The following is a 25,692-nucleotide window of genomic DNA, read 5'->3' on the forward strand; positions in this document are numbered from 1 at the left end:
ACTGCGCTTCGCGCAGCACCGTGCGCCAAATACTTAGGCGCTGCGGCGGCTGCGGCCGGCAACCTTGGTCGCGGCGTCGGCGGCGTCCGTGGCGGCCTTGAAGGTCGCGTTGGCGGCGGCGTTCAGGTTCGACTCGGCGACTTCAGCGGCCTGCTTGGCAGCCTTGGTCATCGAATCGTAGGCGCTGGTCGCGGTGGCCAGCGAGGACTTGATCAGGGCGACGGCGCTTTCGGAACCGGTCGGGGCGTTCTTGGAGAACTGGTCGACGGCTTCGCTCAGCTGTTGCTGGCTTTCGGCGATCTGTTCTTCGGTCAGCTTGACCAGGCTGCCTTGCACGCCGGCAACGATGTCATACACGTGCTTGGTGTAGGCCAGGGCCTTTTCGGCGCCCGGTTGCAGCAGGCCCGTCGCGAACGCGGCGGCTTCCTGCGGATCCTTGACTTCAGCGGCTTGCTGCGACTTCTGGGCGACTTCGTCCAGGGTGGCCTTCACAACCTTCAGGTTCAGTTCGACCAGCTTTTCGAAGCCGGCGAAGACGGCGGTCTGGGCGGCCACGATGGTGTTGATGCTGGCCTTTTGACGGTCCAGAACTTGTTGCGGAATTGCGCTCATAGGATGCTCCTCTCAGGGTAGCCGGAGGCTGTCCGGCAGTAAGGATGGTTGTCTGCGACGAAATAAGAAACGTGCGCGGAAACTGGTACTACAAGCTACCGCCGGCCCGTTTGATGCACTGCACAATTGCCATTCTAGACTGGGTAAAAAACTTGTCAAGCAGTTTTTGTGCGGCGCAACAAGTGTTTGCACTTTAACGGTGCGCCCGCCTGCCGGGGCTTGATTCTGCTCAACGAATTCCCGGAACTCGGGAAATACCGGACATGACGCGGTATCAATTCTTTTCTACACTGTTTTCACGCTGATGACAGACAAATACCAATGATATGTCAGCGAAAGATAACTAATCGCAGCAAGCAAAACCCTGCAATCGGAGACCTCATGACTTTCATTCCCCGCACGCTTTCGGCCCTGCTCGCGGCCGGTGCCCTGTTCGCGGCCGGCGCCGCGCACGCGGAATATCCGGAACGCCCCATCAACATGGTGGTGCCGTTCGCGGCAGGCGGCCCGACGGACAACGTCGCCCGCTCCCTTGCGGAAGCCATGCGGCCCAGCCTGGGCCAGACGGTCGTCGTTGAAAACAAGGGCGGCGCCGGCGGCACCATCGGCACCACTCAGGTCGCCCGCGCCCAGCCTGACGGCTATTCCATCCTGTTGATGCACGCCGGCTTCTCGACCGCCCCGTCGCTCTACAAGAATCCGGGGTATGACCCCTTCACGAGCTTTGAGCCGGTCGGCCTGGTGGTCGACGTGCCCATGACCATCGTCGCCCGCTCGGACTTCCCGCCCAACACCATCGCCGAACTGGCCGACTACGTCAAAAAGAACAAGGACAAGGTCTCGCTCGCCAACGCGGGCATCGGCGCCGCCAGCCACCTGTGCGGCACGATGCTGGTCGAAGCCCTGGGCGTGCAACTGCTGACCATCCCGTACAAGGGCACCGCGCCCGCCATGAACGACCTGCTGGGCAAGCAGGTCGATCTGATGTGCGACCAGACCACCAACACCACGCAGCAGATCGAAGGCGGCAAGGTGAAGGCCTACGCCGTGACCAGCCTGAAGCGCGTTCCCACGCTGCCCAAGCTGCCGACCATGGACGAGTCCGGCTACAAGGGCTTTGAAGTGGGCATCTGGCATGGCATGTGGGTGCCGAAGGGCACGCCAAAGCCTGTCGTGGACAAGCTGGTCAAGAGCTTGCAGGCCGGTCTGGCCGATCCCAAGTTCCAGGAGCGCATGAAGCAACTCGGCGCCACCGTGCTGACGTCGGAAGCCAACCCCGATGCGCTGACCGCGAAGGTCAAGCAGCAGGTCCCGCAATGGGCCGAGCTGTTCAAGAAGGCCGGCATCGAGAAGCAATAAGCCCGCTTCAAGAGGCCGCCCGCTTCGGCGGCGCCTCTTGCGGCAATGGCCCATAAAAAAGCCCCCTCATGGGGGCTCTCTGTTTTTGCGTGCGCCGCAGCTACGGCCGCATGGCTTCGGCCGCCAGACCCAATCCGTTGAAACCCGAGGACACGGAGGGTTCGTAGCCCAGCGCTTCGGAAATGCTGGCGGCAGTTTCGACCAGCGCCTTGATCCAGTCGTCCTGCAGCCGTTCGGCCGGCGCCGAGATCGACAGCCCCGCCACCAGCTTGCCGGTGTCGTCGAAGATGCCGGCGGCGATGCAGCGTACGCCCAACTCCAGCTCTTCGTTATCGCGGGCGTAGCCGTGGCGGCGCACCAGGGCCAATTCGCGTTCCAGCTTGTCCAGATCGGTCAGGCTGTTGCGCGTATGGCCGGCCAGCCCCGTGCGCAGCGCGTAGGCGCGCACCTGGCGCGTGTCGCCCGTGGACAGAAACAGTTTGCCGGTGGACGTCAGGTGCAGCGGCGCGCGGCCGCCGATGGCCCGCACCACCTGCATGCCGGAGCGTTCGCTCCAGGCGCGGTCGATGTAGACGATTTCGTCGCCCTGCTGGACGGAAAGATTGATGGTCTGCCCCGTCAGCTTGTGCAGCGACCGCATGGCCGGAATGGCCGCCTCGCGCACGTTCAGACGGCCCTTGACCAGCGATCCCAGCTCCAGCAGGCGCATGCCCAGCTGATACAGCCCGTTGTCGACCCGCTCGACATAGCGGCCGACGACCAGGTCGTTCAGGATGCGGTGGGCGGTGGAGGCGTGCAGACCGGTGGTGGCCGACAGCTCTTTGAGCGTGACCGGATCCGGTTGAGCGGCCAGGGCGTCGAGCAGACGCATCGCGCGTTCGATGACCTGAATGGCGATCGGATGGGCGGAAGCGCCTTCGGTTTCGGCGTCCAGCGGATTGCGAGGGGTGGGAAGACGGGCCATGGAATTTTGGGCTGGCGCCGCCACGCAAGACACGCGTTGCGGCAATGCAGCAAACAGTTCTTATCCCGTATTGTGAAATTTACCGGCCGGTTTGGCAAATGGTATTTGCGCAGCGGGCGCGACCGGCGGTGCCCCGCCGCCGCGCAAATCAGGCCGCCGCCGGGGGCGCCAGCTTGCCGCCCAGGCGCAGGACTTCGGCGCGCAGGAATTCCAGCGCCGCTGCGGCAGCCTCGGGTTCGCCCTTCACGCCCAGCTCGATGTGGGGCGTGCCGCCCGCCTCGCCGACGCTGGGCAGACTGAACGCGCGGACGTCGGGCCAACGACTTTCCACAGCAACCATCGACGGCGTGATGCGCGATTCGGGCATGCTGAAAACCAGGAAGGAATGCTCGACGTGGGCGCGAATATGCTGCAGCGCACGATAGCGGGTATCCAACGTCCATTCCAGCATTGGCCACGCCATGACGGGAAAGCCCGGCACGAAGGTGTGATCCTTGATGAAGAATCCCGGGATCCGGTTGTACGGATTGGGGACGATCTCGCAGCCTTCGGGGAACATGCCCATTTGCAGCCGCTGCTGGTTTTCCGGCGCACTCATGTCGGCGGTGCCCTGCCCCTTTTCCGCCATTTCGCGCGTGCGCAATGCGATGGCCTCCTCGGCTTCGGGATGCAGTGCCAGCGGCAGGCCAAGCGCAGCGGCCGCGGCCTGGCGGGTGTGGTCGTCGGGCGTGCCGCCGATGCCGCCACACGACAACACGACGTCGCCACTGGCAAAGCTGCGCTTGTAGGCGTCGACCAGACGGTCGCGCTCGTCAGGCAGGAATTCGGCCCAGCTCAGGTGCATGCCGCGCGCGCCCAGCATTTCGACGATCTTGGAAAAATGCTTGTCCTGGCGCCGTCCCGACAGGATTTCATCGCCAACGATGATGAGGCCGATACGGCGGGCGGTGGGTTCTGCAGCCATGTCCGATTCCATTGATAAGAAAAGACGCCGGTCAGACGTCGATGACGCGGTCCTGCCGCAGGCGCTTGAGGGCTTCCAGGCCGTAGTGCGCGTAGACCAGCGCGGAAAACACCGGCAGGATAATCCACGCGGGCGGCAGCAGGTTCAGTAGCGAGCAAATCAGACCGATGGTCCAGAAGCCGCCGTTGTTCCGTTCGAGGATCAGTTTGCGTTCATCCGGGCTGGCGTGCTCGACGATCGCGTCGACGCGCATCATGCGCGAGAACGCGAAGGCCCACCAGAAAATGGACAGCACGATGGCCATGGGCGGCACGAGCCAGAGCGGCAGCGTCAGCACCCACCCCGCGGCGAACGCCGCGGACACCCACACGGCGTTCCACACGCTGACCGCGGTGGAGAACTTGCCGCGGCGGCCCACCGTGGCGTATTCGCGCTGACCGACGTGACGCAGCACCAGCGGCATGACGAAGACGGCGGCGATGGCCAGTCCAAGGATGCCGGACACCGGCAACAGGATGGCCGCGGCGATGACCGGAATCAGCCAGATCTTGAGCGAGAACAGGCCGACCGCGACTAACCATTGGTCGACGCGATTGACGATGTCCCATTGCGACACCTCGGTGCGCAACCAGTCGGTCAGGGGCGTCCAGAAAAACCAGAGCAGCAGGATGGCGCCAACAAGGGCGATCAGGAAAGGCAGCAGCACCGCGAACAGCATGGTCGGGTGGCACTGCGACACGAGCGCGCGCTTGAACGCCTGCCCCACGCTTACGGCCCCCGCGCCGGCGCCGGACAGGCGGCCGTTTCCGGGGGCGGGCGGATCAGTACGCAGGACGGTCATGGCAATCAAATTGAGGGGTGAACAACCCGGGTATGATAGTCAAACCCGCCCCGATCCGCTCACATGTCTCTGCTTACACCTGGTACCGATCTTGCCCCGCTGCGCGCGCGGCTGAGCGCCACGCCCAACACCTGGCTCATCGCCTGTTTCTGCGCCGCCTGGTGCGACACCTGCGAAGAATACAAGCCCAAATTGCAGGCCCTGGCCGGCGCCTTGCCGCAACACGTCTTTGCATGGGTCGACATCGAGGATCACGCTGAATTGCTGGGCGACGTGGACGTCGAGAACTTCCCTACGCTGCTGGTGCAGATCGGCGATCGTGTCGTGTTCTACGGCCCCATGCTGCCGCATATCGGCCACCTGGAGCGCCTGCTGGAAAGCCTTGACGAAGACAGCGCGGCCGTGACCACCGCCCTGCCCGATCTGCCGCGAATGCTGGCCGCCTGACATCGCGGCGCGGCCGACAAAAAACCCGCAACGCCTGAAGGCCTTGCGGGTTTTTTTGCGGTCCGAGGACCGGCGACCGGTGTCGCGCGCGATCAGGGCTTGCGGCTGCCGCCCAGCAGGACGGCAAGCTGGCGCTTGGGCGCCGACGACGGCGCGGCATTGCTGCGCGAATCCTGTTCTTCGGCCGGCGCGGCCGTCGTCGAGGGCTCGTAAGGCTTCAGGAAGAAGTCGTCCACCGGTTGGCGCGAGCCGCCGCCGTGGTGGCTGGAGCGTCGGTCCGAAGAACGGCCGCGATCGCCACGGTCGCCGCGGCTTTCGCGGCTGCTCTCGCGCCCCTCGCGCGAATGCGAACCACCGTCGCTGCGGCGATGGCTGCGGGCGATCAGATCGGCCGGCACGTCGAGCGTGCCACGAGGCACTTCGCGCTTGATGAGCTTTTCGATGTCGAGCAGGAAACGCTCTTCATCGGCGGTGAACAGGGCAATGGCTTCGCCCGACGCACCCGCGCGGCCCGTGCGGCCGATGCGGTGCACGTAGTCTTCGGCGTTGTACGGCAAGTCGTAGTTGATGACGCAAGGCACGCCCGCCACATCCAGGCCGCGCGCGGCCACGTCGGTTGCGACCAGCACTTCGAGCTCGCCCGCCTTGAAGGCTTCCAGCGCTTTCATGCGGTCGGCCTGGGTTTTGTCGCCGTGAATCGATTCAGCCTTGACGCCGTCGCGTTCGAGGTCGCGCGCCAGACGCGCGGTGCCGATCTTGGTGTTCGAGAAAACGATGACCTGATTCAGGCCGCGGGACTTCACCAGATGCACGACGGCGGCGCGCTTGGCGTCGCTGGTCATCTTGTAGGCGATCTGGGTGATGGTCGTCGCGGTGGCGTTGCGCGCCGCCACTTCGATTTCCACAGGCTGGTTCAGGTACGAACGGCCCAGCTTGCGGATTTCGTTGCTGAACGTGGCCGAGAACAAGAGGCCCTGTCTCTGCGCGGGCAGCAGCCGGATGATGCGTTCGAGATCGGGCAGAAAACCCATGTCGAGCATGCGGTCTGCTTCGTCCAGCACCAGGATGCCGACCTGGCTGAGGTTCACGTTCTTTTGTTCAACGTGGTCGAGCAGGCGGCCCGGCGTGGCGACCAGCACCTCGCAGCCGCGGCGCAGCGCTTCTTTCTGCGGACCGATATCCACGCCACCGAACACGACGGCCGAGCGCAGCGGCGTCTTCTTGCTGTAGCGCTTGACGCTCTCGAAGACTTGGTCCGCCAGTTCACGCGTGGGCGCCAGGATCAGCGCGCGCACCGGATGCCGGGCGGGCGAAGCACTGGTATTGGCCAGCGGCATGAGACGGTGCAGGATCGGCACCGTGAAGGCCGCCGTCTTGCCGGTGCCGGTCTGCGCGGCGCCCATGACGTCACGACCCGACACCACGACGGGAATGGCCTGCGCCTGGATGGGCGTGGGGGTGGTGTAGCCGGTTTCGGCGATGGACTGCAACAACAGGGGGTGCAATCCGAAATCGTCGAACGTCGGCGCGGGCGCGGGCGCGTCAGCGGTGGGTGCTGCGGTTTGAGTGGATTCAGTCATCAGGGGTTAGGCAAGTACCGGGACCAGTGAAAAAGAACAAAACGAGAGTGCTGCATGCACTGCTACATAAGGCATCGGGGCATCCATGCTGGATTCGATACTTATGAGGGCAGTACCAGGCCCGGATTGCTGTGGATTGATGAATTTTAGCGCAGCCGCCTTACCACACGGTCAAACGGTCTGTTTGAGGCCCGGTCGGCAGCACGATCCAATGGCCCACCGAGGCAAAAAAAGTGCCTCGAGTGTCCACCAGACGGACGATGTAACACGGGATTTGTGGCCGTCAGCTGGCCAGCCAGCGCAAACCCCAGAGCACCAGCATGCCGACCACGATCACGAGCACCGCGCTGCGGGTGCGCAGGAACACCAGGATGGCGACCAGTCCGGCAACCAGCTTGTAGTCGAAGACAGGGCCCAGCCCGGCCTTCCAGGGCAGCAGATCGGGGACCACGATGGCAGTGAGCGCCGCGGCGGGTGCGTAGCGCAAGGCGCGGCGCACATTGTCGGACAGCGGAATGTAATCGCCAAACAGCATGAACCCGGCGCGCGTCAATACGCTGCACAGGGCAAGCAGCAGGATGGCGGAATAGACGTAGAGTTCCCAGGACCAATTTGTCATGGACGCGCCTTGAAGAAGCGTTCGGCCCACATGCCGGCGATGACGCCGGAGATCACCGCCGCAGCCAGCCCGAGGCGCAGGGGCATTGCCTGCCCCACCCAGGCGACGACGCCGGCGGCCAGCATCGACACCAGCATCGGTTTGGAACTGGCCAGCGGCACCGTGATGGCCAGCAGCGCCAGCACGGCGGCAAAATCCAGGGACCAATCGGTGGGAACCTGCGCGCCCAGGTAGATGCCGATGATCGACGACGACTGCCAGACCAGCCAGCCCGGCACGATGGAACCCAGGAAGAACCAAAGCTGCTCTCGGGTCCCGCGTTCGACCGAGTCGCCAAAACGGGGCATGAACAGCACGAAGCCCATGTCCGTTGTGAAATAGCCGAGTCCCAGGCGCTTGGGCCACGACAGGTGGCGGAAATAGGGCTGCAGGGCGGCGCCGAAGATGATGAAACGCAGATTCACGACGCAGCCGGCGGCGAAGATCAGCCAGAGCGGCGCGCCGGCGGCGATGAGCGGCAATGAGGTGAGCTGGGCCGAGCCGGCGTACAGCAGCAGCGTCATGGCAAGCGCCATGGATTCCGTCAGTCCGGACTTGACCATCGCCACACCGGTCACCAATCCCCAGGTCGCGGTGGCGATCAGGGCGGGCACGATGGCATGGACGCCGGCACGGAAGGCGGTTACGCGTTCCTGGCGGACCAGGGCTGGGTCTTCGGATTCAGGAAGCGCGGATTCAGAGGACAACGGCTGGCCCCTGGCGATTCAGGCAGGACGACATGGATACTCGATGGGAATGAACTGCGCGAATAGGCCCGTATTGTAACCTCGCTGCTTGATACAATAGCGCCCTCGAGATTCTTGGCCCCCATGGCCTGGCGCACGGCGGCAGGTTTGGTGCGCACTGTGTGGAGAAGACCATGTCGATGGCTGACCGCGACGGTTTCATCTGGTATGACGGCAAGCTCGTCCCATGGCGAGACGCGACGACGCATGTCCTGACGCATTCGCTGCATTACGGGCTGTCCGTCTTCGAAGGCGTGCGCGCTTACAACTCCACCCTTGGCACAGCTATCTTCCGCCTCGAAGACCACACCAACCGGCTCTTCAATTCGGCGCACATCTACCAGATCCCCATGCCGTTCGATCGCGACACGATCAACGAGGCACAGCGGACGGTCGTGCGCGAAAACCAGCTTGAATCCGGCTACCTGCGCCCCCTCGTGTTCTACGGCCCCGAAAAAATGGGTGTGTCGCCCAAGGGCGCCCGGGTGCACGTGGCCATCGCGGCATGGCCCTGGGGCGCGTATCTGGGCGAAGAGGCGCTGTCCGGCGGCATCCGCGTGAAGGTGTCGTCGTTTGCGCGCCAGCACGTGAATGTCACGATGCCGCGCGCCAAGGTCGCCACCACCTACGCCAATTCCATCCTGGCCAATACCGAAGCCCTGCAGGACGGCTACGACGAGGCCCTGCTGCTGGACACCGACGGCTTCGTGGCCGAAGGCTCCGGCGAAAATCTTTTTCTGGTCAAGGACGGGGTGCTCTGCGAACCCGAGATCGCTTCCGCCCTGACCGGCATTACCCGCTCGACCATACACGCCCTGGCGGCCGACCTCGGCCTGCGTGTGGTCACCAAGCGGCTCACGCGCGACGACGTCTACATCGCGGACGAGGCCTTCTTCACCGGCACGGCCGCTGAAGTCACGCCCATCCGCGAGGTCGACAACCGCCAGATCGGCTCGGGCCGGCGCGGCCCAGTCACCGAACTATTGCAGAACGCGTTTTTTGACGTGGTGAATGGCCGCAACCCGAAGTACCATCACTGGCTAAGTAAAGTCTGATTCTCAATTCTGATTGGCGCGCTTTTGCCCAGCAAGACCGCATCATTGTTTCAACCTGCCGTCTATCGGTTTTTTTTCAGGAATATCCATGACCGCTGCTGCCCCGGCCGCCGGCTCCCGCGCTAACGAAGTCATCGAGGTCGGCGCCGAAGACCTTCCCGTGTTCTGTCCCGGCCCCAAGGCTCCGCTCTGGAGCATGCACCCCCGCGTCTTCCTGGACGTGGCCCGCACCGGTTCCGCAAGCTGCGCCTACTGTGGCGCCGAGTACCGCCTGAAGGCCGGCACGGTGTTGCACGGCCACCATTGAGCGGCACCGCCCCATAACACGCTTAACCGTTTCAGCAGCCATGTTCGCCACGCCCGAAGAAGCAGAACACGCGTTCTACGAAGCCCTTGAGCAGGCGGACGCCGTCCGCCTGATGCAGGTCTGGGCCGACGACGAGGAAGTCGTATGCATCCATCCGGGAGGGCTGCGCGTCGTCGGCCATTCCGCGGTGCACGAGTCCTGGCAACAGGTGCTGGCCAACGGTCCGTTGCATGTGCGTCCACTGCGCCCGCTTGTCATGCTCAGCATGATGTGCGCGGTGCATGTCCTGGTGGAACAGGTCGCGGTGCGCACGCGTGAGGGCACGCAGTTCGCCAACTGCTATGCCACCAACATCTACCACAAGGGCCCCACGGGCTGGCGCATGGTCATGCACCATGCCTCGCAGGCGCCCTCCGAAGCCGGGGTGCTCGACCTGCACGACGTGCCCGACATGCTTCATTGAACGCGGTGGATTCCCAGTTGGCCGCTGCTCGTCTTGATACAACGCCCTGCCCTGTACCCCCCTGGCTTCCCGGGGGCGACAGCCAGACGGTCTACGCCGCCCTGTTCGCGCAGTATCACCGCATCGCGTTCGTGCGCGATCGCGTCGACACGCCCGATACGGACTTCGTCGACTTGGACTGGACAGGCCCTGGTCTGTTTCCGCACAAGGCCGCCGATGGCGCGCCGGTGAGCGGCCAACGTCCGGTCGGCAATGGCAAGACCGCCGCGGCGCGCTGGATGACGGACGCAGACTGGAAGTCGCTGCCGCAAACGCCCGACACCCCTGCCCTGATCCTGTTCCACGGCCTGGAAGGCGGCAGCAACAGCCGCTATGCGCAGTCCGTCGCGCATTATTTCCGGGCGCGCGGGTGGATCGTGGTCATCGCGCATTTCCGGGGTTGCTCTGGCGTGCCCAACCGGCTGGCCCGCGCGTATTACTCGGGTGACTCGGCCGAGGTCGGATTTCTGCTCAACACCGTGCGCCAGCGCATTCCCCACGCGCGCTGGCATGCCGTCGGCGTATCGCTGGGCGGCAACGCGCTGCTGAAGTACCTGGGGGAACACCAGGAAGACACCACGTGGCTGACCGCCTGCGCCGGCGTGTCGGCGCCGCTGGATCTGGTCGCCTGCGGCAAGACGCTATCCACCGGCATCTTCAACCGGCGCGTGTATACGGCGCACTTTCTGAAGACGCTCAAGCACAAGGTCCTGGAAAAGGCGCACCGGTTTCCGGGTTCCATCGACGTCATGCGGATCGCGCACGCGCACGACCTGCGCGAGTTCGACGACACCTATACCGCGCCGATGCACGGTTTTCGCAATGCGCTGGACTACTGGACGCGCGCCTCCAGCAAGCCGTGGTTGCCCAAGATCGCCGTGCCGACGCTGGTGCTGAACGCGCGCAACGACCCCTTCATTCCTGCCGCTTCGCTGCCGAAACCTGACGAGTGTGCGCCGGGCATCCTGCTGCACCAGCCTTCCGACGGCGGGCACGCGGGCTTTCCGACAGGCAGCTTTCCGGGGCATCTGAACTGGCTGCCGCAGCGGCTGGGGCGGTTCTTCGAAACGGGTCTCTAAGCGCCCGTCAGCCCGACTTGAAGCGCTCGAGCAGCTGGCGCTCTTCGGCCAGCTTGTCCTTCACTTCCTTGATCTGCACGTCGATCTGCGACTGCTCGTAGAAGTCCTTGGACAGGCCGCGCGCCTGTTGCAGTTGCGATTCCGCGGCCGCATAGGCGCCTGTCATGACGTAGTAACGCGCCAGGTCGCGGCGCGCCTGTACGGGCTTGCCGTTGCGCTCTTCGCTTTGCGCCAGCATCTGGTAAAGGCTGGGCTCGTCGCTGCCCCACTGCTTGATCTTGGCGCGCAGGTAGTCCTGCGCCTCGGCGTGCCGCCCATTGCCCTGCAGCGCCTGCGCGTACGCGATGCCCAGCGCCCGGTGGTCCGGATAGCGCTTGGTGCCCGCCTGGGCCAGTGACAGCGCCTGCGGGAAATCCTTGCGCGCCAGCGCGATGTCCACGCCCAGCTTCGCCAATTGGGGCGAACTGCGCCCATCGGCGGACGCCAGATTCCAATAGCGTTCCGCTTCCGCAAGATTGTTGCGCTGATAGTTCTGCAGGGACAGTCCGTAATAGGCGGCAGACTGCCGCACGCCCGAGAGCGCCTGGGCCTCGTCCTGCAATTGCTGCCCGGCGGTGCGCAAGCCCACGGTATCGCGGCCCTGCACCACGCGCATCTTGGCGCGGATGTACCAGAAGTCGTCGCTGTCCAGATGGCGCGTTGCCGGCAGCGCGCGGGTGCGGTTCTGCACGTCGGACATGCGCTCGATCGACAGCGGGTGGGTACTGGCCCACGAGCCGCCGCCCGCGCCTTCGTTCAGGCGCGAAGCGTTCATCAGCCGCGCAAACATCTGCGACATGCCGGCGGCGTCGTAGCCGGCCTTGGTGAGCATCTGCAGGCCGGCGCGATCGGCCTCGCGTTCGGCGTCGCGGGAAAAGCCCAATTGCCGGTTGATGGCCGCCGCCTGGCCGAAGGCGGCCACGCCCATGGAAAGATTGCCGCCGCCGCCCGCCAGCGCCGCAAGCAACGCGCCCGCCAGGCTGGCCAGCATGAGCATGCCGTTCTGATTCTGCTGGGTCATGCCGCGCGCAATGTGGCGCTGCACGACGTGGCCGATTTCGTGGGCGACCACGGCCGCAAGTTCGGACTCGCTGGCCGACGACACGATCAGGCCCGTGTTGATTCCAATGAAGCCGCCCGGCATCGCGAATGCGTTGATTTCGGGATCGCGCACGCCGAACATCTCGACCTCGGGCACGCCGCCCGGCGCAAATTGCGCCAGCTTGCGCCCCATCGTCGTGAGGTATTGGCTGAGTTCGGAGTCGTCGATGTAAGTGGGGTCGCGGCGCCCCTGGGACATGATGGCTTCGCCCAGCGTGCGCTCCAGCATGGGCGACAGGTCGGACGACGAGGCGGCGCCCATGGAAGGCAACCCGACCGGCTGCGCCCACGCGGTGACGGGAGCAACGGGAATGGCGAGCGCCGCGCAAAGGCTAGCGATCGCGCCCCGTTTCGCAATCGAGCAAATGGATGGCATGTTCCTGCGGTTCATAAGCCTATGATAGCGATGAGCTTAAAATGTTTCATCGAATCCTCAACGAGGTATCAATGCGTCCCGTCCGTAAAGCCGTTTTCCCTGTCGCCGGCATGGGTACACGCTTCCTGCCCGCCACCAAGGCGATGCCCAAGGAAATGCTGCCCGTGGTAGACAAGCCCCTGATTCAATACGCGGTGGAAGAGGCCGTCGCCGCCGGCATCACTGATCTCATATTCGTGACCGGCCGCAACAAGCGCGCCATCGAGGACCATTTCGATTCCGCACCCGAGCTGGAAACCGACCTGGAAAGCAAGGGCAAGCATGAACTCCTGGCAATGGTGCGGGGCATTCTACCCGCGCACGTCAATTGCCTCTATATCCGCCAGTCGGCCCCATTGGGCCTGGGCCACGCCGTGCTGTCGGCCGCGCCCGCCGTGGGTGACGAACCCTTTGCCGTTCTGCTGGCCGACGACCTGATCGACGCCAATACGCCTGCCATGAAGCAACTGGTGGATGTGGCCGTGGCGCGCAACGCCAGCGTGCTGGGCGTGCAGGACGTGCCGCGCGCCGACACGCGCAAGTACGGCATCGTGGCCACCCATACCGGCGAGACGCCGGCGGACAGCCGCACCGAGCGCGTCACGCACATCGTCGAAAAGCCGGACCCGGAGGCCGCACCGTCGACGCTGGCTGTTGTGGGCCGCTATGTACTGGAAGCTGCGATCTTCGACCATCTGCGCTCGACCAAGATGGGCGCGGGCAACGAGATCCAGTTGACCGACGGCATCGCCTCGCTGATGCGCGAGCGCGAGGTCTATGCGCATCGCTTCGACGGCGTGCGCTACGACTGCGGCAACAAAGCCGGCATGTTCCAGGCCACCGTGGCGCTGGGCAAGAAGTATCACGGCCTGCTGCCGGAATGACCCGCACGGCCTGACGGGAATGCGCCAATCAGCGCGGCATTCCCGGCCGGGCTTACGACGATAGCGCCGCGCCGGACTTGGCGCGCGCGCGCGCATCGCGATCCGCCTTGCGCAGCCGCCCCTTGGCGGAAAGACGCATCAGCGTTCCCAATGCCACCATCAGGCCGATCACTTCCACCAGCGCGGCGGGGATCCACATCGTCAGCCCGCCGATCGTCTGATCGGTCTGCGCCGACATGGCGATGGCCCGGCCGCACAGCTCGAAGAGCGGGTAGATGTCGCTTTCCGTGAAGGCGATGACGGCGCCCGCGACCATCTGCGGCAGCATGGTCGCCACGGGCGAGATCACCCGACCGCCCGGCGACATGGCCGCCGGGGGCGCTGGACGACGGTCCAGAATCAGGTTCCAGTACATGAAGCCGCTGATCACCACCGACCAGTTCATGAGCCGGTACAGGCGCCAATCCAGCATCGAATAAAACTGCACCGACGGGATCAGCCAGACCAGCACGAGGAACACGAAGAGGGCCGGCACGAAAATCTTGTTGGTCAGCACGGCCACCGTGGCGCGGCCCGTACCCGTGCGCAGGAAGTCGCGCAGCCGCACGCGCCACCGCATCGGCAGGCCCGCCCGCATCACCTGTCCGGGGAAGGCCGCCATGACGAGCAGCGGTCCCAGATGATGCAGGACCAGATGCTGGATGCGATGGATGAAGAACATGCGCTCGGCGTAATAGTCGAGGCGGGTGTGCAGCGACAGGTACAGCAGGACCATCCCCGTCCAGAACAGAATGCTGCGCGCACGCGTGACGTGGTGGACCCGCTGGCCGCGTACGAACAGCACGATGGCCACCAGGAAGGAAGCCACCAGCGTGGGAGAGAACTCCCAGGGTACGAGCCATTCGAGACTATCCATGCGGGCCATCCGAGAAACGACGCGAAGACAAGGACCGGCGCGCCGGGCGCCGATCTCAGGCGATTGTAGTAGACCCCGCCGTTGTCCGCTGCCGGGCGCCGCCGGGGGCGGCATGCGTCAGAAGCGGTGCGACACGCCCGTGCCGATGCGCGTGGTGTGGGCGTTTCCGGGGTCGAACTGGTTGTCCAGCGTGTAGTTCGACGCGTAGCCGGCGAAGGCGTAGAGAGTCGTGCGTGGGGACAGGTCGTAGGTATAGCCCAGCGTCGCGACCTGCGCATTGCGCGCCGTCATGCCATTGCCCCAACGCCAGTCGGGTTTGGCCAGGGACCATTGCACCAGCACCGCACCCGGCCCGGCAGGCACGCTGACCCCGACCAGCCAGGCATCGACCGTGCCGCCCTGCACGAAGGCCGCCGGGCCCAGCCCGACGCCCAGGCCATCCGGGTCGCCGCCGTCCAGTCCCACGTAACCGTTGCGCTGGCGCGACCAGGCCACCGACACCTTGGCCACCTCAAAGTCGTACGAGGCGCCCAGCTGCATCGCCTGCGGACGCCCCTCGGCCGCCGCGGGCGGGTCGGCCAGGCGCAGTTGTTCCCAAGTCGCCACGGCCAGCAGCGGGCCGTCCTCATACTTCAGGCCCACACTGATTGCCCGAGTGTTCTGGTTGGTGCGGAAGTTGTCCTGCCCATCCGCGTCGAAGGCGTATCCGACCCCGGCCTGGAACCCGCGCCACTGCGGCGAATACCAGTTCACCATGTTGCTGAACTGGTAGTTGTCGGACGCCTTGAAGGTGGCGCCCATGCCCATGTCTTTCCAGGAGGCGATCTCCAGCGCGTCGCCGTAGGTCTGACCAACGGTGTACTGGCGGCCGAACCGCAAGTCGCCATAGTCCGCATGGGCCAGGCCGACCCAGGCGCCATAGTTGAAGAGGCGGCTGCCGTCGGCCGCGGTGCCGCTGGACGGGTCAAAGCCGCTTTCCAGTTGAAAGTTGGCGGCCCAACCGCCGCCAAGGTCTTCCGTCCCCTGCAGCCCCCAGAGCGAGTCGGTCAGCCCGCCGTTCAGCAGGCCGCTGTGACTGCCCTGCCCCGACACCCGGGTCACGGCAACGCCCGCGTCCACCACGCCATATAGTTGCAGTCCGGCCCCGGCATCCGCGGCCAGCGCGGTACAGGGCGGAATCAGGCCGGCCGCCGACAAGGCGGCGCACAATGCAATTCTCATGATCTTTCCTTGCGTTGGCGGCGGGTTGAGCCCGCCGCCGGTTGCATCAGCCTACTGCCAGCCGTAGCGGCGCACCCAGAAACCCTTCAGCGCCTGCGTCAGCACGCAATACCCGAGCAGGATGCCGACGAGCCAGGGGAAATAGCTCCAGGGCAGCGCCTGCAGCTGGAAGTATTCCGCCAACGGCGAGAACGGCAGCACAAGGCCCAGCGCGATCACCATCAGCGTCATACCCATCAGCGGCCACGAGGCGCGGCTTTGCAGGAAGGGAATCCGGCGCGTGCGGATCATATGCACGATCAGCGTCTGCGACAACAGGCCTTCGACAAACCAGCCGGACTGAAAGAGCGTCTGGTGCTCGGGCGCATTGGCCTGGAACACGTACCACATGACGGCATAGGTGGCGATATCGAAGATCGAGCTGATCGGGCCGAAGAACACCATGAAGCGGCCCAGGCCGTCCGGGTCCCAGCGCTGCGGCTGCTTCAGCAGTTCTTCGTCGACGTTGTCGAACGGGATCGCCGTCTGCGAAATGTCGTACATCAGGTTCTGCAGCAGCAGGTGGATCGGCAGCATCGGCAGAAACGGCAGGAAGGCGCTTGCGACCAGCACTGAAAACACGTTGCCGAAGTTCGAGCTGGCCGTCATCTTCAGGTACTTGAGCATGTTGCAGAAGGTCTTGCGGCCTTCGATCACGCCGTCCTCCAGCACCATCAGGCTCTTTTCCAGCAGGATGATGTCCGCAGCCTCTTTCGAGATATCCACCGCCGAATCCACCGAAATGCCCACGTCCGCCGCCCGCAGCGCCGGCGCGTCATTGATGCCATCCCCCATGAACCCCACCGTGTTGCCCTGCGCGCGCAGGCCGCGCACGATGCGTTCCTTGTGGATGGGCGACAGGCGGGCGAACACGTTGGCCTCGCGCACGGCGGCGGCAAGCTCCTCGTCGTCCATCGCCTCGATCTCGGCGCCCAGGTACACCTTGCGCACGTCCAGTCCCACTTCGCGGCAGACCTTGCGCGTGACCAGTTCAACGTCGCCGGTCAGCACCTTGACCTCGATGCCCGAGTCCTTCAGCGCGGCCAGCGCGGGTCCCGTCGACTCCTTGGGTGGATCCAGAAACGCGATGTACCCGACCAGCACGAGATCGGATTCGTCCGCGACGCCGTAAGCCTGCTGCGTGGGCGGCAGTTCCTTCACGCCCACTGCAATGACGCGAAGACCGTCTCGGTTCAGACCGGCGGTCACGCGGCGGATATCGGCGCGGCGGGCGTCGGTCAGCGGATGCACCTCGTTGCCCACGCGCAGCCGCGTGCAGGCCGAGAGCATTTCCTCGAGCGCCCCCTTGCAGATCAGTTCGTGGTGGTCGCGGCCGTTCTCGGTCTCGTTCACCACAACGGACATGCGGCGGCGCGAGAAGTCGAACGGGATCTCGTCGATCTTGCGGTAACGGCCCGCCAGATCCAGGCTGCGCGCGACCTCGGCATGCTCCAGCACCGCCACGTCCAGCAGGTTCTTCAGGCCCGTCTGGTAGTAGCTGTTCAGATACGCGTACGCCAGCACGTCGTCGCTGGCCGCGCCATACACGTCGGTATGGCGCTCGAGCACGATGCGATCCTGCGTCAGCGTGCCGGTCTTGTCGGTGCACAGCACGTTCATGGCGCCCAGGTTCTGAATCGCATCCAGGCGCTTGACCACGACCTTGCGGCGCGACATGCGCACGGCGCCCTTGGCGAGCGTCGCGGTGACGATCATGGGCAGCATTTCGGGCGTCAGTCCCACCGCGATGGCCAGCGCGAACAGCAGCGCTTCGAGCCAGTCGCCCTTGGTGAAGCCGTTGATCAACATCACCACCGGCGCCATGACGAGCATGAAGCGGATCAGGATCCAGCTCACGCGGTTGATGCCCTGCTGGAACTGCGTGGGCGCGCGCGAGGTCTGCGTGACGCGGCCTGCCAACTGGCCGAAGTACGTGTCCGAGCCGGTGGCCACCACCAGCGCGCTGCCCGCTCCGCTGACCACGTTGGTGCCCATGAAGGCGATGTTTTCGAGCTCGAGGGCATTGGCCGATTGCTCACGCGGGGACATGTGCTTTTCGACGGGCAGCGATTCGCCCGTCAGCGCGGCCTGCGCAACGAAAAGGTCCTTGGCGTTGAGGATGCGGCAATCGGCGGGGACCATGTCGCCCGCGGACAGCAGCACCACGTCGCCGGGCACCAGGTCGGCCAGCGGCACTTCGCACTGGTGCGAGCCGGTGGCATGCAGGGCGGCGCCGAAGAAGCGCCGGCCATTGCCCGCGTCCGGCGATCCCGAAGCTGGCGCTCCGGCGGCCGGCGACCCGGCGGCCGGCGGGCCGGCATCGCTGCGCAGCACCGTCGCGGTGTTGCGCACCATTGCCTTCAGGGCTTCGGCGGCGCGGTTGGAGCGCTGCTCCTGCACGAAGCGCAGCACCGTCGAGATCACCACCATCGAGCCGATGATCGCAACCGCCGTCCAGGACTGTTCCTCGGGCGCGGCCATGCGCACGTCGGTCAGCCACGACAGCACGGCCAGCGCGGTCAGCAGCAGATTGAACGGATTGCGGTACGACAGCCACAGGTGCGCTGGCCAGGACAGCGGCTTTTCGTGGTCGACCTCGTTGGCGCCGTGGCGTTCGCGCGCGGCCAGCGCCTGGGCGTCGGACAGGCCGCCCCAGCCGCTGCCGAACCGCTCGAACAGCGAATCGAAACCGAGCCGGGACGTCTCGACCATACGCTGGCTGGCGCGGCGCGCGGCTTCGGACGAAGCCGCGGCCTGATCCCCGCCTTGCTCGAGAATGGGGGCGCGGCGAAAGTGCCGGCCGGTGCGGCGCAGACGCGCAGCGGAAGAAAAAAAGGACTTCAGGAAAGCAAACATGGGAGTGCTCCGCATTTATTAAAGTTGTTGCGGGAGACACGGACTACCCTGCCGGCGGCGGCCGCGCGCGGGCAGCAGCGGGCCGCGGCGTTTCCGAGGAAATGCCGTGAGACCGCCACTGACGGGCGTGCGCAGGCGCCGGAGCAATGTTGCCGGTGTCCGGATCGCGTCTATGGCGCGCCGGGTGCGGAAAACGGAAAGGGAGCGGGCGGTGGAATCAGGACCGGGCGCCGGGGCGCGCAGGGCGCGTGCTGGGCCGGGGATTCCAGGCTGCGGGTTCCGTACGGACCGGGATGTCTATCCGGCCAGTCGGCTCGCAGGGAGATGACGGGTCAGATAGGCATGCCGGAGCCGCGCACAGGGCGCAATCGAGGCTCTGGGTCTAAGGCGCTGGGCATGATTTCTCCTGGGTTGAAAGAAAAGGCGCGATCAGGCCAATGCGGCCTGCGCGCCGAAATGCACGTGACGGACAGCAGGGTTGGCGCTCAGACGGCGCGCTTGCGTCATCAGTTCCGCCCGCAGCTCCGGGGGGCAATTGACGGTGATGCAAGCCGATGCGAGATCCGGCTCCTGGCCTTGATCGATCTGCACTTGCGCGACATCCAGGCCGGCGGCGCTGAAGTCCAGGCAGATCTGCTTGCGCAGGGCGCCGAGCTCACCGCGAGGACAGATCACCGTCAGCCGGGACGTGCCGCGACGGCGGCCCAGGGCGGTGGCACGGTCCACGCCAGCGCGGCGCAGGAACAAGTCGAAGAAACGCATAACGACCTCCATGACAAGAAGGCGGAGCGTGATCGCGAACACGAGCGCAGCCGGACAACGCCCTTGCGGCGGGCACGACGAACGTGCACGAACGCTGGCGCTGCGACTAGCGGCGGTTCTGGCGGTTTATGTCGGGGGGAGTCCCGGCAGACCGTAGGCCTGCACTATGGGCCGGGCTGATGCCTGGCGCTTGGGATACACCGCAACCTGAATGACAGGATGCGGCAGACGGAGTTCTGCGTGGATCCTGTCAGACAGCGACGTCGATGCAAGATCGACAACTTTCGCCGGAATCGGTATTCACGAAGACAACTCCTGGGATGGAAAACACGGCGAGTTTACGCGGGTTTGTACTGATGGACAAGGGTCTGACGCACTTTTGACACACAAATGAAGCAAAGCCGGACAGGCACGGAGAGGCCTGCCCGGCAACTGCGCTCAGGCGTAGAAGTGCCAGCCCAGATAGCCGGCGAACAGCGCATACAGTCCGCCCACCGCCGACAGCGCCGGCACGCTCATGGCCGCGCGGCGGAAGCGCATCCACAACAGGCCGATGGACACCATGGTGAAGAGACCTGCGGCCAGCAGGGGCGCATCCAGCACCCACGGCGTCATGAAGATGCCGAGCGCGCTGGGGATGGTGGCCTGGATCATCATGGCGCCCGAGATGTTGGCGAGCGCCAGACGCTCCTTGCCCTGGCGCACCCAGATCAGCGCGTTCATGATTTCCGGCAATTCGGTAGCCACCGGCGCCAGCAGCAGCGCGGCCACGTGCGGCGACGCGCCCATCGCAATGCCGAGCAGTTCAATCTGGTTCACGAAGACGTGCGAGGCGCCGGCGATCACCACCAGCGCCATGATGGTCTGCGTGGCGGCCCAGAACATGGTCGGGTTCTCGTCGCGGGGTCGCAGCTTGAGCGGCTCGAGGTCCTCGCAGTCCAGGCATTCCTCGTCGTTGCTCAGCTCGCGCTTGATGTAGAGCGCGTAGGTGGCCAGAAACACGAAGCCCAGCCACGGCTTCCAGGCGAAGGCCAGCAGCCCCAGGCCCACCTTGAAGATGAAGATGCCCATGAACCAGGCCTGGTCGCGGGCCAGCCGGCGCTGGTCCGCGTTGATACAGTCTGCCTGCGCGGGTTGGCCGCGGCGCGCGCGCCACAGGGCCAGGCCGACTACGGCGTAGGCCAGCGTGGCCAGCACGAGAGGACCGCCCATTGCGGCGCCGACGCCGATGTCCTTTTGTTCTGGGGTATCGCCGAAGACAACGGCCATGAAGGTGACGGCGCTTTCCGGCAGCGCGGTGCCGAAGGCCGCCAGCACGGTGCCGGTGGCGGTCGCGCCCAACTGGAAGCGGTGACCGACCCATTCGACGCCGTTGACGAAGAACTCGCACGCGACGTAGATCACTGCCGCGGACAGGAAGAACAGAAACAGGGTGAGCAACATGGGAATGCGGCCGGACGAGCAGATACCATTGGCGCGACGCAGCGGCTCGCCCGGCCAAGGGTGAACGCTACGCGGCCAAAGGTCTCGCCTGGCTGATCCACGCGGCGGCAAGCCGGACGTGGGTGCCGTCAGCGCCATGGGGTTCTAGCGGCTGCTCCGCAGCACTGAACCACCAAGTCTGTTGACGCTGACTCCTTTAGGGGAAAAGGATGGCTACTCCCCAATGACAGAGCGGCGATTGTAGCAGCGGTTCGCGCGCCGTCCAGTCATCACCGCACCGCCCTCGCGGATTCGCGCGCCGGGGTGTTGCATTCGCGGGATGGCGGGTAAAGTAGGCCCCATCTTTCGCCCTTGCCGGGGTGCCCGCCCCGACCCGCCCGCCATGAGCCTGCCTCCCGACGACATCGCCCCTTTCGCCGCGCGGCGCCAGCGCCTGATGGAGCGCATGCGCGCAGACGGTGGCGGCATCGCGATCCTGGCGACGGCGCAGGAAGCCATCCGCAACCGTGACGCGGAGTACCCCTACCGGCACGACAGCGACTTTTTTTACCTGACCGGCTTTACCGAACCGGACGCGTGGCTGGTCCTGGTTGCCGGCGCCACGGACCGGGCCGTGCTGTTCTGCCGGCCGCGCCATGTCGAGCATGAACTCTGGGAAGGCAAGCGTTTCGGCCCCGAGGCTGCCGCGGCCTACTTCGGCTTTGACGACGCCCACCCCATCGACGCGCTGGACGAGCTGGTGCCCGCGCTGATGCTGGACCACCCCACGCTGTACGCGCCGCTGGCCGGCGACAAGCGCACGGATGGCCGCCTGCGCCGCTGGCTGGCCGCGGCCCAGGAAAAGAGCCGCGGCGGGCACACGCCACCGACGCGGCAGCAGGACGTGCGTCCGCTGTTGGCCGACATGCGGCTGATCAAGGACGCCTCGGAGATCGCGGCGATGCGGCGCGCGGCCAAGATATCGGCGGGCGCGCACGCGCGGGCCATGCGCGTTGCGCGGCCGGGCATGCGCGAATACGAAATCGAAGCCGAGCTGCTCTATGAATTCCGCCGGCATGGCGCGCAGTCGGTGGCGTACAACAGCATCGTCGCCGCCGGGGCCAACGCCTGTGTGCTGCACTATCCGGCCGGCGAGGCGGTGCTGCGCGACGGCGATCTGGTGCTGGTCGATGCGGGCTGCGAGGTCGACAGCTACGCCAGCGACATCACGCGCACATTTCCGGCGAACGGCCGCTACAGCGGCCCGCAGCGCGCGCTGTACGACCTGACGGTGGCGGCGCAGGATGCTGCGGCCCAGGCCACGGCGCCGGGCCGCACCTTCAACGACGCGCACGAGGCCGCCCTGCGCGTCCTGGCGCAAGGCATGCTCGATCTGAAACTGTTGAAGGGGTCGCTGGACGGCGTGCTGGAATCAGGCGACTATAGCCGCTTCTACATGCACCGGACGGGCCACTGGCTGGGGCTGGACGTCCACGACGTGGGCGACTACCGCCAGCCGGGCACGGCAACCGGCGCGGAGCGGCCGTGGCGCACGCTGGAAACCGGGATGATGCTGACGATCGAGCCGGGCATCTATGTGCGCCCGGCGGACGACGTGCCCGAGGTCTACTGGAATATCGGCATCCGCACCGAGGACGACGCGCTGGTCACGGACGAGGGCTGCGAACTGATTACCCGAGGCGTCCCGGTGCAGGCCACCGAGATCGAGGCGCTGATGCGCGAATAGCGCGGCGGGGCAAGCGACTTACAGCACGTAGCCGTCGAGCCAGCCCATGGCCACCCACACGTAGACCACGACCATGGCGATGGCGAACATGGTGACGATGGCGCCGACCAGGCAGGCCAGGATCGCCACCAGCACCGGGCCCCACCCTGTCGACGACACCTTGCCCAAGCCCGGATTGCAGAGCCGATCGAATTTCTCGTCCGGCATCAGCGAGTAGACGGCGCTTTCGATGAAGCCGTCGATCATCGGGATGAAGAGCAGGAAGAACGCGGGGTTGTCGTACCAGACCGGGTAGAAGCGGAATGCGCAGAACAGGCACACGGCGGCGAACGCGGTGACCAGCCACGCGTGGCGCCGGCCCAGATACCACCAATGCGCCCCGAAGGCGCCAAGCAGGCAGGCCAGCAGCCCCACCACGACCTTGCTGCGGGGGCGGCGGGCGGATACGGCGGAAAGCGAAGAGGAAGCCTGAGCCTGCGTCATGTCAATCAACCGGTAAGGGAGCCGTGGCGCCGGGCTGCGGCGGCTGCCGCGATTGTAGTGGACGAGTAAAATCCGGGCATGACTTCCTCCGCCTACGACATTGCGATTCTTGGCGCCGGCCCCGTGGGCCGGGTATTGGCCCTGATGCTGGCGCGCGTGGCGCCCGATCCGGCGCGCATCGCCCTGCTCGCGGGCAGCGCGCCGGTCCCCGTCACACCGGCCGCGGCCATCCCGGCCGCAGATCCGCGCGTGCTCGCCATGAACCACGGCAGCCGGGTGCTACTGGAGTCGCTGCATGCCTGGCCCGAACGCTCGGCCGACATCCGCAACATCCATGTGTCGCAGCGCGGCCGGTTGGGCCGCACGCTGATCCAGCACACCGATTTCAACGTGCCCCAGCTGGGCAGCGTGGTGGCCTATTCCGGGCTGTACGCCAAGCTGGACGAATGCGTCGCGGCGTCCGGCGTCACCGTGCTGGCCGGTCCGCCGGCGCAGATTGGCCTGCAGGATGCCGACGGCGTGCGTATCCAGCAGGGCGAAACAGAAATCCTTTGCGGCGTTGCGGTGCAATCCGACGGCGCCGGCGCCTCGGACGTGCGGCGCGACTACGACCAGCACGCCGTGCTGACCACCGCGCAGGCCACCCTGCCCCGGCGCGGCTGGGCCTGGGAACGGTTCACGTCCGAGGGCCCGCTGGCGCTGCTGCCGCACCCGCAGACGCCGGAAGCCTATTCGGTCGTCTGGTGCAGCGCGCCGGACCGCGCGGCCGAATTGGCGGCGCTGGACAACGCCGCGTTTTCCCACGCACTGACGCAGGCCTTCGGCGAACGCCTGGGCCGCCTGTCCAGCCATGCGCCCCGCCACGTTTTCCCGCTGGCGCTGTCCGCCCGCCGCGCACAGGTGCACGGCCGCGTGGCGGCCATCGGCAACGCGGCCCAGACCTTGCACCCGGTGGCGGGGCAGGGTCTGAACCTGGGCCTGCGCGACGCCGCGCGGCTGGCGCAGACCCTGGCGGGCTGGCTGGCGAGTCGCGCTGCCAACGCCGGCTCAAACCCCGGCCCCGCGCTCGCCGAATTCGCCAGCGCGCGCCATCTGGATCGTTTCATCACCGCCGGGCTCACCGATTTCATGCCGCGCATCTTCGCCACCGGCCTCGCGCCCGTCGAACACGCCTGCGGCGCCGCGCTCTTGGGGATGGACCTTGCCTCCCCGCTGCGCGCCCCGCTCGCGCAGCACCTGCTCCAGGGATTCCGCGCCTGACCTCCCTTCGATCCGGCCCCGCATAGGGGCGGGATCGCCCTCTTTTATTCCCTGTTTGTTACCAGGCCCTCGCGCCCCAAAAATGGGGGTTCGATCGAGCCGGTTAAAATGTGAGCATGCGCATAGGCCAGTGGACCCTTCCCAACAACGTTCTTGTCGCGCCCATGGCGGGCGTGACGGATCGTCCTTTCCGCCAGCTTTGCAAGAAGCTGGGGGCGGGTTACGCGGTGTCCGAGATGGCCGCCAGCAACCCGAAACTCTGGGACAGCGTCAAGACCTCGCGCCGCCTGAACCACGATGGCGAGATCGCCCCCATTTCGGTGCAGATCGCCGGGGCGGCCCCCGCCATGATGGCCGAGGCCGCCGCCTTCAACGCCAACAAGGGCGCCCGGATCATCGACATCAACATGGGATGTCCGGTCAAGAAGGTGTGCAACGTGGCGTCGGGCTCGGCACTGTTGCGCCATGAAGACCTGATCGTCCGCATCCTGGACGCGGTGGTCGCCGCCTGCGCGCCACTTGGCGTGCCCGTCACCCTGAAGACCCGCACCGGGTGGGATCGCAACAGCCGCAATGCTTTGCGCGTCGCGAAGCTGGCCGAAAACGCCGGCATTGCCGCCCTCACGCTGCACGGCCGCACGCGGGCCGACCTCTATACGGGCGAGGCGGAATATGACACCATCCGCGCCGTCAAGGCCGAAATCGGCATCCCCGTGATTGCGAACGGAGATATCGACTCGCCCGCCAAAGCCCGGCATGTCCTGGATTACACTGGCGCCGATGCGGTCATGATTGGCCGGGCGGCCCAGGGCCGTCCGTGGATCTTCCGCGAAATCGACCACTACCTGCGCACGGGCGAAACACTGGCCCCTCCCTCTTTTAGGGAAATGCGCGAGCTGCTGCTCGAACATCTCGACGACCACTACCGTTTCTATGGCGAGCACACCGGCGTACGCACCGCGCGCAAGCACATCGGCTGGTATGTGGACGGCCTGCCGGGCGCGGATTCGTTCTGCGCCGGCATGAACCTGATCGACAACACCCGCGACCAATGGCGGGCGGTGGCGGACTGGTTCGACACGCTATCACGCGACGGCGCTCCTACCCCGGCGCCGGCCGCAGAAGCCCTATTGGCGGCATGACCGCCTAAACACCAACATAAAAATATCTGTACTCAAATGAGCAAGAAAGATGTCCTGGAAGAATGCGTGCGCGCCAGCCTGGAGCGCTATTTCGAAGACTTGGGCGAGTCCGAGCCCCACGATATGTGGGACATGGTCATGCGCTGCGTGGAGCGCCCGGTGCTTGAAGTAGCGTTGGAGCGGTCGGGCGGCAACCAGTCCCGGGCGTCCGAGATGCTGGGCATCACCCGCAACACCCTGCGCAAGAAGTTGCTGGCGCACAATATCCAGGTTTAGCTTTCCCCCGCGCGG

At 65.9% G+C, this 25,692-nt stretch carries 25 protein-coding genes and 1 riboswitch; of the genes, 11 read left to right on the forward strand and 14 right to left on the reverse strand.

The features are described from left to right. Positions 1-33: 33 nt before the first annotated feature. Positions 34-612 (reverse strand): TIGR01841 family phasin, encoded by a 579-nt coding sequence (phaP, locus tag HV681_RS11420; protein ID WP_105237564.1) that lies wholly within the window; start codon positions 610-612, stop codon positions 34-36. Positions 613-993: 381 nt separating this feature from the next. Between phaP and HV681_RS11425 the strand changes: the two genes are divergently transcribed. Beyond that, positions 994-1,971, forward strand: coding sequence for a tripartite tricarboxylate transporter substrate binding protein BugD (locus HV681_RS11425; RefSeq protein ID WP_056568785.1), 978 nt, complete (start codon positions 994-996; stop codon positions 1,969-1,971). Positions 1,972-2,071: 100 nt separating this feature from the next. Here HV681_RS11425 and HV681_RS11430 read toward each other — a convergent pair whose 3' ends face one another. The 3 genes from HV681_RS11430 to HV681_RS11440 all read right to left on the reverse strand — a co-directional run bounded on the left by HV681_RS11430 (position 2,072) and on the right by HV681_RS11440 (position 4,740). After that, positions 2,072-2,935, reverse strand: coding sequence for an IclR family transcriptional regulator (locus tag HV681_RS11430; protein WP_175123176.1), 864 nt, complete (start codon positions 2,933-2,935; stop codon positions 2,072-2,074). A gap of 148 nt (positions 2,936-3,083) precedes the next feature. Continuing rightward, positions 3,084-3,899 carry a competence/damage-inducible protein A gene (locus tag HV681_RS11435; protein WP_175123177.1) on the reverse strand — a complete coding sequence of 272 codons (816 nt, stop codon included), beginning with the start codon at positions 3,897-3,899 and terminating at the stop codon, positions 3,084-3,086. A 31-nt stretch (positions 3,900-3,930) separates the two neighbouring features. Continuing rightward, positions 3,931-4,740, reverse strand: a complete 810-nt coding sequence (locus HV681_RS11440) for an EI24 domain-containing protein (RefSeq protein ID WP_175123178.1) — start codon at positions 4,738-4,740, stop codon at positions 3,931-3,933. A 63-nt stretch (positions 4,741-4,803) separates the two neighbouring features. Here HV681_RS11440 and HV681_RS11445 point away from each other — a divergent pair, with 63 nt between their 5' ends. After that, a complete protein-coding gene (locus tag HV681_RS11445) occupies positions 4,804-5,187 on the forward strand; it encodes a thioredoxin family protein (RefSeq protein WP_175123179.1) in 384 nt (127 codons plus the stop codon). A gap of 92 nt (positions 5,188-5,279) precedes the next feature. Here the strand turns inward: HV681_RS11445 and HV681_RS11450 are convergent, their stop codons facing one another. The 3 genes from HV681_RS11450 to HV681_RS11460 all read right to left on the reverse strand — a co-directional run bounded on the left by HV681_RS11450 (position 5,280) and on the right by HV681_RS11460 (position 8,132). Continuing rightward, positions 5,280-6,767 carry a DEAD/DEAH box helicase gene (locus HV681_RS11450; protein ID WP_175123180.1) on the reverse strand — a complete coding sequence of 496 codons (1,488 nt, stop codon included), beginning with the start codon at positions 6,765-6,767 and terminating at the stop codon, positions 5,280-5,282. 283 nt (positions 6,768-7,050) lie between these two features. Beyond that, positions 7,051-7,386: an AzlD domain-containing protein gene (locus tag HV681_RS11455; RefSeq protein WP_175123181.1), complete on the reverse strand. Its 336-nt coding sequence runs from the start codon at positions 7,384-7,386 to the stop codon at positions 7,051-7,053. Further along, entirely contained in the window at positions 7,383-8,132 is a 750-nt protein-coding gene (locus tag HV681_RS11460) for an AzlC family ABC transporter permease (RefSeq protein WP_175123182.1), read from the reverse strand. Before HV681_RS11460 ends, HV681_RS11455 begins: the two co-directional genes overlap by 4 nt. Positions 8,133-8,305: 173 nt before the next feature. On the opposite strand from HV681_RS11460, the gene HV681_RS11465 reads away from it, so the two are divergent. From HV681_RS11465 to HV681_RS11480, 4 genes are all read left to right on the forward strand, one after another. Continuing rightward, positions 8,306-9,226 (forward strand): branched-chain amino acid transaminase, encoded by a 921-nt coding sequence (locus tag HV681_RS11465; protein WP_175123183.1) that lies wholly within the window; start codon positions 8,306-8,308, stop codon positions 9,224-9,226. Between the two features lie 88 nt (positions 9,227-9,314). After that, positions 9,315-9,533 carry a zinc-finger domain-containing protein gene (locus HV681_RS11470; protein ID WP_175123184.1) on the forward strand — a complete coding sequence of 73 codons (219 nt, stop codon included), beginning with the start codon at positions 9,315-9,317 and terminating at the stop codon, positions 9,531-9,533. A gap of 40 nt (positions 9,534-9,573) precedes the next feature. Then, complete coding sequence (locus tag HV681_RS11475; protein WP_175123185.1) at positions 9,574-9,996, forward strand: YybH family protein; 423 nt, start codon at positions 9,574-9,576, stop codon at positions 9,994-9,996. A 17-nt stretch (positions 9,997-10,013) separates the two neighbouring features. Continuing rightward, positions 10,014-11,114, forward strand: coding sequence for a YheT family hydrolase (locus HV681_RS11480; RefSeq protein WP_175123186.1), 1,101 nt, complete (start codon positions 10,014-10,016; stop codon positions 11,112-11,114). A gap of 7 nt (positions 11,115-11,121) precedes the next feature. Here the strand turns inward: HV681_RS11480 and HV681_RS11485 are convergent, their stop codons facing one another. Beyond that, positions 11,122-12,645: a M48 family metalloprotease gene (locus tag HV681_RS11485; protein ID WP_175123187.1), complete on the reverse strand. Its 1,524-nt coding sequence runs from the start codon at positions 12,643-12,645 to the stop codon at positions 11,122-11,124. A 56-nt stretch (positions 12,646-12,701) separates the two neighbouring features. On the opposite strand from HV681_RS11485, the gene galU reads away from it, so the two are divergent. Beyond that, on the forward strand, positions 12,702-13,553 hold the full coding sequence (gene galU / locus HV681_RS11490) for a UTP--glucose-1-phosphate uridylyltransferase GalU (protein ID WP_175123188.1): 852 nt from the start codon (positions 12,702-12,704) through the stop codon (positions 13,551-13,553). 52 nt (positions 13,554-13,605) lie between these two features. Here the strand turns inward: galU and HV681_RS11495 are convergent, their stop codons facing one another. The 5 genes from HV681_RS11495 to HV681_RS11515 form a co-directional block, all read right to left on the reverse strand. After that, entirely contained in the window at positions 13,606-14,478 is an 873-nt protein-coding gene (locus tag HV681_RS11495) for a cytochrome c oxidase assembly protein (protein WP_175123189.1), read from the reverse strand. A 108-nt stretch (positions 14,479-14,586) separates the two neighbouring features. Further along, positions 14,587-15,690 (reverse strand): porin, encoded by a 1,104-nt coding sequence (locus HV681_RS11500; protein ID WP_175123190.1) that lies wholly within the window; start codon positions 15,688-15,690, stop codon positions 14,587-14,589. Positions 15,691-15,741: 51 nt separating this feature from the next. Continuing rightward, complete coding sequence (mgtA, locus tag HV681_RS11505; RefSeq protein WP_175123191.1) at positions 15,742-18,585, reverse strand: magnesium-translocating P-type ATPase; 2,844 nt, start codon at positions 18,583-18,585, stop codon at positions 15,742-15,744. Between the two features lie 429 nt (positions 18,586-19,014). Continuing rightward, positions 19,015-19,347, reverse strand: coding sequence for a hypothetical protein (locus HV681_RS11510; RefSeq protein WP_175123192.1), 333 nt, complete (start codon positions 19,345-19,347; stop codon positions 19,015-19,017). 438 nt (positions 19,348-19,785) lie between these two features. Then, the gene (locus tag HV681_RS11515) at positions 19,786-20,790 is read right to left on the reverse strand and encodes a sodium:calcium antiporter (RefSeq protein WP_175123193.1); all 1,005 of its coding nucleotides are present in this window, start codon (positions 20,788-20,790) and stop codon (positions 19,786-19,788) included. Positions 20,791-20,833: 43 nt separating this feature from the next. After that, positions 20,834-21,025: riboswitch (yybP-ykoY riboswitch) on the reverse strand. 147 nt (positions 21,026-21,172) lie between these two features. On the opposite strand from HV681_RS11515, the gene HV681_RS11520 reads away from it, so the two are divergent. Next, positions 21,173-22,516, forward strand: a complete 1,344-nt coding sequence (locus tag HV681_RS11520; protein WP_175123194.1) for an aminopeptidase P N-terminal domain-containing protein — start codon at positions 21,173-21,175, stop codon at positions 22,514-22,516. 18 nt (positions 22,517-22,534) lie between these two features. Here the strand turns inward: HV681_RS11520 and HV681_RS11525 are convergent, their stop codons facing one another. Further along, positions 22,535-22,999: an NINE protein gene (locus tag HV681_RS11525; protein ID WP_175123195.1), complete on the reverse strand. Its 465-nt coding sequence runs from the start codon at positions 22,997-22,999 to the stop codon at positions 22,535-22,537. A gap of 78 nt (positions 23,000-23,077) precedes the next feature. Here HV681_RS11525 and HV681_RS11530 point away from each other — a divergent pair, with 78 nt between their 5' ends. From HV681_RS11530 to HV681_RS11540, 3 genes are all read left to right on the forward strand, one after another. Next, entirely contained in the window at positions 23,078-24,259 is a 1,182-nt protein-coding gene (locus HV681_RS11530; protein ID WP_175123196.1) for a UbiH/UbiF/VisC/COQ6 family ubiquinone biosynthesis hydroxylase, read from the forward strand. 116 nt (positions 24,260-24,375) lie between these two features. Next, positions 24,376-25,401 carry a tRNA dihydrouridine synthase DusB gene (gene dusB / locus HV681_RS11535; protein ID WP_175123358.1) on the forward strand — a complete coding sequence of 342 codons (1,026 nt, stop codon included), beginning with the start codon at positions 24,376-24,378 and terminating at the stop codon, positions 25,399-25,401. Positions 25,402-25,437: 36 nt separating this feature from the next. Next, on the forward strand, positions 25,438-25,677 hold the full coding sequence (locus HV681_RS11540) for a helix-turn-helix domain-containing protein (protein ID WP_006217670.1): 240 nt from the start codon (positions 25,438-25,440) through the stop codon (positions 25,675-25,677). Positions 25,678-25,692: the final 15 nt, after the last annotated feature.

The organism is Achromobacter animicus (genome assembly GCF_902859585.1).
GTDB classification, from domain to species: domain Bacteria; phylum Pseudomonadota; class Gammaproteobacteria; order Burkholderiales; family Burkholderiaceae_B; genus Achromobacter; species Achromobacter animicus.